Source organism: Idiomarina sp. ST20R2A10 (genome assembly GCF_051842345.1).
Taxonomy (GTDB): Bacteria; Pseudomonadota; Gammaproteobacteria; order Enterobacterales; family Alteromonadaceae; genus Idiomarina; species Idiomarina loihiensis.
Genome location: NZ_JBNIEY010000007.1, coordinates 116,689 through 123,564, shown reverse-complemented (window position 1 = coordinate 123,564; position 6,876 = coordinate 116,689). Strand labels below are relative to the sequence as shown.

At 48.4% G+C, this 6,876-nt stretch carries 5 protein-coding genes; 2 read left to right on the top strand and 3 right to left on the bottom strand.

Annotation, left to right across the window (positions count from 1 at the left end):
• The first annotated feature begins 172 nt into the window (after positions 1–172).
• Entirely contained in the window at positions 173–721 is a 549-nt protein-coding gene (locus ACP7H9_RS10970) for a gamma carbonic anhydrase family protein (protein WP_011235788.1), read from the top strand.
• A gap of 12 nt (positions 722–733) precedes the next feature.
• On the opposite strand, the gene ACP7H9_RS10965 is transcribed toward ACP7H9_RS10970, so the two are convergent.
• From ACP7H9_RS10965 to ACP7H9_RS10955, 3 genes are read right to left on the bottom strand one after another with little or no spacing between them, the layout of a single operon-like run.
• Positions 734–3,853, bottom strand: a complete 3,120-nt coding sequence (locus ACP7H9_RS10965; RefSeq protein WP_439222766.1) for an error-prone DNA polymerase — start codon at positions 3,851–3,853, stop codon at positions 734–736.
• A complete protein-coding gene (locus tag ACP7H9_RS10960) occupies positions 3,837–5,195 on the bottom strand; it encodes a Y-family DNA polymerase (protein ID WP_439222765.1) in 1,359 nt (452 codons plus the stop codon). Before ACP7H9_RS10960 ends, ACP7H9_RS10965 begins: the two co-directional genes overlap by 17 nt.
• Before the next feature lie 44 nt (positions 5,196–5,239).
• On the bottom strand, positions 5,240–5,839 hold the full coding sequence (locus ACP7H9_RS10955) for an ImuA family protein (protein WP_110012806.1): 600 nt from the start codon (positions 5,837–5,839) through the stop codon (positions 5,240–5,242).
• Between the two features lie 118 nt (positions 5,840–5,957).
• Between ACP7H9_RS10955 and ACP7H9_RS10950 the strand changes: the two genes are divergently transcribed.
• Entirely contained in the window at positions 5,958–6,869 is a 912-nt protein-coding gene (locus ACP7H9_RS10950) for an acyltransferase (protein WP_153849305.1), read from the top strand.
• Positions 6,870–6,876: the final 7 nt, after the last annotated feature.

Sequence of the window (6,876 nt, the reverse complement as noted above, 5' to 3'; positions counted from 1 at the left end):
GAGATTTAACTCGTCCCGTCAAGCGCTTTTAGCACCTTTCTAACTGTTTTTTTACTGACTGCGTAAAGTTTCAGCAACACGCTGCTTTTCTCGCCAAACTTAGGCCAGACATGACCTATTTACCTCTATCTGCTATAAAGGTTGTAACAGCTTTTAACTCAGGAGCACACTTATGGCAGATATCCGTAGTTACTGTGAATATGAACCAGTTATCGGTGAACGCGTTTACCTGGACCCCAGTTCGGTCATTGTCGGTAATATTACAATAGGCGATGACAGCAGCGTATGGCCTATGGTCGCAGCAAGAGGCGATGTTAACCGTATTACTATTGGTAAGCGTAGCAACATTCAGGATGGAACCGTTCTTCATGTTACGCGTAAATCCAAAGCCAACCCTGATGGGCATCCCTTAGTTATTGGGGACGAAGTTACCGTAGGCCACCATTGTATGTTGCATGGTTGCAAACTGGGTAACCGCATATTAGTAGGCATGTCAGCCGTTATAATGGATGATGTCGTCATAGAAGATGATGTCATTATTGGAGCCGGTAGTCTGGTTCCTCCGGGCAAACGCTTAGAAAGTGGCTACTTATATGTCGGCAGCCCAGTTGAAAAGAAAAGACGCCTTAATAGCGGTGAGGAGAACTTTTTAAGCCAATCGGCACAAAACTACGTCGATTTAAAAGACGACTACCTTTTACAGGTGAGTCCAGTTTCTTAAGTTAATGAAAGCTTAGTGGAAACGACGGCTTTCCAGTCGAGTGAAACTTAACAGGCCGGATAAATCCTTTAACCGGCCTGCAATAACATGCACCACACCATCGTGAATTTCGACAATGCCTTTTACCCAAAGCAGGTTGCTGGTCAGGAAGCATTGTCGAAATTGGCGAGCGGTATTCGCCCAGACCACCACATTGCTGTTTCCGCTTTCATCTTCCAAAGTTAAAAAAGTGACGCCGCTACGGGTGCCAGGCCTTTGCCTGCAGGTGACTAAGCCGGCCAGAGTCAGTACTTGCCCTGAGCGGCAGGTCATTAGATCGCGGGCCATAACGCAGTTTTTTAATTCAGGGTTATTCCTCAGCAAAGCTAATGGGTGGCGGCCTAAGGTCAATCCGGTCGATTCATAATCCGCTTTTATATTGTCCGGCTCATCAGGCGCGGGCAGTTGGCGGGCAGGGCGATCCTTTACATTCTCAAACAACGGCATTTGCTGATCACTCATAGACAAGCTTTGCCAATGTGCCTGATGCCGGTGTCCAGCAATGCTCTTTAATGCGTCGGCGCGGGCGAGGGCGTTGATATCGGAGTCCCGCAATCCGCTTTTTCGCAATTCATGCATGCTGGTGAAACCGTCCTCCGGCCTTTGCATCAACGTATGTTTTATTCTGCTTTCGGATAGGCCCTGAATTTGCCTTAAGCCCATGCGTACAGTCTCATCAGAGTTCATATCCTCTTTAGGCAACCAGCAATAGTTCCAGTCGCTGGCGTTAATATCCGCAGCCAAAAACGCTACGCCGTGGCGTTGTGCGTCCTGCACCAACTGCGATGCCGAGTAAAACCCCATAGGCAAACTGTTCAGTAAGCCCACATAAAAAGCAGCCGGGTGGTAAGTCTTAAACCAGGACGACACATAAGCTAAATTAGCAAAACTGGCAGAATGAGACTCAGGAAAACCATATTGTCCAAAGCCACAAATTTGCCGGAACAACCGTTCTGCAAACTCCTGCTTATAGCCCCGCTCCAGCATGCCGTTAATAAGCTTGTCTTCAAAGCGGGTTAAATGCCCATTTTGCCCCCACGAAGCCATTGCCCGACGAAGCTGATCCGCTTCGCCACCACTAAAGCCAGCCGCGACCATAGCCAGCTTAATAACCTGCTCCTGAAAAATAGGTACGCCCAGCGTTCTTTCTAATACCGACTTTACGTCGTTGCTAGGGTAATCAACCTCTTCCAGACCTGCGCGACGACGTAAAAATGGATGCACCATGTCGCCTTGTATGGGGCCGGGCCGGACTATCGCAATTTGAATGACCAGATCATAGAAGGTTTTGGGCTTTAGTCGCGGTAACATGTTCATTTGCGCCCGCGATTCTATCTGAAAAATCCCCATAGAATCGGCGGTTTGTAGCTGCTGATAAACCCGGCTGTCTTCCTGCGGAATGGTTGCCATGGTCAGTTGCGGCTCATAGCGCGAATTAATAAGCGTCAGCATTTTCCGTAAAGCCGTCAGCATGCCCAGCGCCAGCACGTCCACTTTTAATAAGCCCAGGCTTTCGAGGTCGGTTTTGTCCCACTGAATAACCGTTCGGTCCGTCATCGAGGCATTTTCTACCGGAACCAGCCGTGACAAGTCATCGGCAGCGATAACAAAACCGCCGACATGCTGCGACAAATGCCGGGGAGTACCCATCAATTGCTCAGTAAATTGTAAAAGGTGCTGGCCCCGTACTGAATTTGTGACTTCGGGGTGTTGTTGCGCTAGCTGTTGCTGCCAGCTTTGCTCTTTGTCGCGTCGGTCTAAATTGCGACGAAAATACTGCATTTGCTGTTCACTAAAACCCAGAGCTTTGCCAACATCGCGAAAAGCACTTTTAAAACGGTAGGTAATAACCGTTGCAGCCAACGCTGCGCGCTGCCGACCGTACTTGCAGTAAATGTACTGAATGACTTCTTCGCGGCGCTCGTGCTCAAAGTCCACATCGATATCGGGAGGTTCGTTCCGTTCCTTAGAAATAAAACGTTCAAACAACACCTGAATTTGCGTCGGGTTAACCGCGGTAATGCCCAGACAATAACAGACTACCGAGTTTGCTGCCGAACCACGCCCTTGAAATAAGATTCCCTGCTCACGGGCAAAACGAACTAAGTCATGAATGGTTAAAAAGAAAGGCTCGTAGCTTTGCTCTTTTATCAGGCTAAGTTCTTTTAAATAAAGCACTTTTACCGACTCGGGCACACCTTGCGGATAACGCCAGCGAGCGCCTTGTTCAGTTAACTGCTTTAAATAGCCGGAGGCACTCATACCTTCAGGAACCAGTTCGACGGGGTATTCGTAACGAAGTTCCGACAGACAAAACTGACACTGCTGAGCAATAACCAGTGTTTCGGCTAGCCACTTTTGCGGGTAGCACTGTTGCAACTCACTCAGGCTTCGCAGATGATGCTCCGCGTTGTTACTGGCTAACCCGGGCTGATGCGCTAAAGAGCCACCATGTTGAATCGCGTTCAGAATATCATATAGCGGCTGTTGTTCAGTGGTTGCCATGCGAACGCCACCAGCGCAGGCGACTTTCACTTTAACGGCCTGTTGAAGCTCAACCATAGCCTGAAAAGCCCTTTCGTCGTCAGGCTGGTAATGCCGCTCGTATAATAACCAAATGCGCTGTTGCCATACCGATTTCAACTTTTCACCAATGGCCAGAAGCTGAGTCTGAGAAAAGTCTGGCTGCCACAATAAAAGACACTGAGAAAATCCTTCGAAAAAATCATCGATATTGGCCTGATAATGTCCTTTTTCGCTGCGACTACGGAACAATGTAATTTTTTTACAAAGCTCCGCATAGGCTTCCCGGGTTGGCGCCAGCACAACCAGCGTACCCACTTCGGTCACCCTGAATTCACTACCCACAATCAGTTTAATACCCTGCGCTTTTGACTCCTGATAGGCTTTTACAATACCGGCCACAGAGCATTCGTCAGTTATTGCTATGGCGGCATAACCCAGATCATCTGCGCGCCTCACCAGTTCCTCCGGCGAAGCGGCTGAGCGCAAAAAACTGTAATGGCTTAAACTGTGTAGCTCAGCAAAAGGTTTTCCACCGGAACCTTTAAACATATCAGCTGAACCAACCATGCAAATACCATTGTCCGGACTCAAAATAGAGCCAACCCACACGCTGAAACTTGTCCCGGGCAATCCAGTAATCGCGCGCTATGTCACCAGCGTCCCACCAGCCACAGACTTTGCGCTCCGGCCCGTGACGTAGTTGCCATAAATCAATTGAAGTTGGCTGCGGAGGCTGTAATAGCCAAAGAGGCCGCTTAGGCGCCGCAGATAAAACTTGAGGCTTTTCCCCTGCCGGGCGTCGAAATTCGTTATTACCGGGGCGAGGGTCGTCATTCATGGCTGGCGAGAACACGGCATTGTTGCCAAGCTTAGCCTGTAACCGGCCAATAAGCTGCAGTGTTTCATGCCGGTGTTGCTGCACACCAAAAAAGTGACTGTTGTGCTGTTCAGACTGCAATAGCTCGTTAGCTACCAACGTAATTTCTATAACCGCTTCTGGCAAGGGTATAGATTCCATTTTTAACTGCAGTAACGACAAAAAACTCTGCCCCCGCCAGCCGGGTTCAGCTAAAGCGACGGGAACAACAGAAGGAGGTTCATACCGGTGATGCAGTTCAATACTAACCTGCTGGGTTACTTTTTGCCGCTGGTAGAGAAAATCTTCCAGCTCACCGAACAGTCTTTTCAGCGGAAACAACAACCCTTGCCAGTGAGGAATTTCAGTGACCAGATCCAGGCTTTGCCGGAAACTTTCCGGTGGAGTGAAAAAATTATAACTTTGCTGCTGGCGACCCTGAATTCGCTCCAGATATAACTGTGTTTCCAGGCCCAACTGCCGGCCGACTTCATCTCCCGATAACTGTATGAGCTCTCCCAGCTGACGAAAACCAGCGGCTTTACAATGCTTCTGTGTTTTTGTTCCTAAACCGGCAGCACCAATAGGTAGCTGAGCCAGCAGCTGTGTAGACTCTTTGGGGTTTAACGAAACCGGGCAGTCATATTCTGCTAATAATTGAGCGGCTAAAGGGTTATCCGCGACTGCCAGCTGAGCCTTAATTGGCAGCGCATCAACCTCTCGGGATAACGTGTTAAATACCGAATCCATCCCGCCATACAACTGCGCCAGACTACTCAACTCAATTGCCAGACCTTTGGGTGGATACAAAACTAACTTAGCTGCCCATTGGTAAAGTCGGGTGGCTAATTGCTGCAATACCTGCTGCTCACGCTCCGGAATATATTCAACCAGTTGCAGTTGCTCACAAAGCGATATTGCCATAACCGTCTGGATAGAGGTTTTGACCCCAGCCTCCCGCGCCAAGGTGTTGCACTGCACTATAACCGACTGGTTACCCTGTAACTGGTAAAGAGCCAGCGGCAGGGTGTTGCTGTCAGGCTGTAAGCGCACCCGATTATCCAGTAGTAGTTGGGGGAAATGACAATATAACCACATTAGTTCAGAACAACGTTTTCCAGTGGCCAGCCCACTTTGCGTTTTAGTACGTCGAGCGTGACTCCTGCTTCATCAAGCTTTAACCGTACGCGGTTAGAATAAGCCCGCGCCTCTTCATTTAAAGCGGGCTCACTCAATACCACGCCCATCTGCCCGGTTTGGGTAGCTTTATACCAACGGCGAACAGATTGAGCTGTCGTTTCTTTTTGCGCAAACCAGCCTAAAGCCAGCGCATTTTTTGTCTGCAGTATCTGCTCAAACGCCCAGGCCGCTTTCTCTGCACTGGTCTGAACAACCACCTGCATAGACTCATTAAGTCCATAATGATGTAGGCCAGCAGCCGACAACCAGGCCGGAGGGTTTACCCAGAAAACTGACTGCTTTTGTTGCACCGCACGCTGTATTAATGGCAACAATAGTGCCTGCTCCGAAAAAGGAGTTGGCAACTGCCATTCATGCAACCCCGGATATTGCCAGCCACCGCCCAGCGCCGTATCTAACGACGAAAAACCAGAGCTTAAGGTTGCGGCCTGGCTATCGGTCACCTGACCATGCCAAACAAGCCCTTGCTGAATAAGAGTCTGAAGCTTTGTCTGCATAAAACCTCCGAATACTGTACATATATACAGTATCATTAATTTTTACTCGTTACCAACAGACATCATTACTGGCTTCAGTTATTATTTATCTCATTGTTTCTAATTAGGATAGGGCAGCATGCTGACATCAATACTCATTCCCTTCAGAGTCGTTATTAACTTTTCATGGGGATTAATCACCACCGCTATTATTGGTGTTTCGATTATTAGTATTGGTATTTTTAAAGTGTTACTGCCTTTTAAAACGCCTCAGCGCATTTGTTCTTTTCTGGGGAATGCTCTATTCAGAGTCTGGGCGTACTGTATGTCAATGATGTTCCAGCTGACTCAACGCATGGAATGGCACATTAAAGGTGACCTCGATATCCACGAAAAAGGCTGGTACATGGTTATGGCTAACCATCGTAGCTGGGTCGATGTGCTGGTGTTAATGCATTTGACTCGTCGCCACATGCCTATGCCGCGCTTCTTTTTAAAGTCACAACTTATGTGGATACCCATTATTGGCTGGGGTTGCTGGGTACTGGATATGCCTTTTATGAAGCGCTACTCAAAAGAGTTGCTGGAGAAAAAACCGCATTTAAAAGGCAAAGATATTGCAACGACAACACGCTCCTGCGCCAAATTCCGCCACATTCCTACAACTGTGGTGAATTTCTGTGAGGGCACGCGCTTTACTCCGGAAAAGCACGTGAAAAAACACAGCCCTTTTCGCAACCTGCTGCCGCCTAAAGCAGGCGGAACGGCCTTCTCTTTGCAAGTTATGGGCGGTCAGTTTGAAGCCATTCTGGATATCACTATAGTCTATCCGGGAACCGATAAACGCCCGGTAGTCTGGCATTTATTAAGCGGACAGCTGAAAAACGTCTATGTTGATATAAAGACACTTCCTATTACCAACGATTTAATTGGCGATTACGCCAGTGATGAAACTTTCAGAGCTCATTTTCAGCAGTGGCTAAATCAGCGCTGGCAGGAAAAAGACCAAACCATTGACGACATACGTAAGCAAATTCACAGCACCCGCTAAGGGAGTT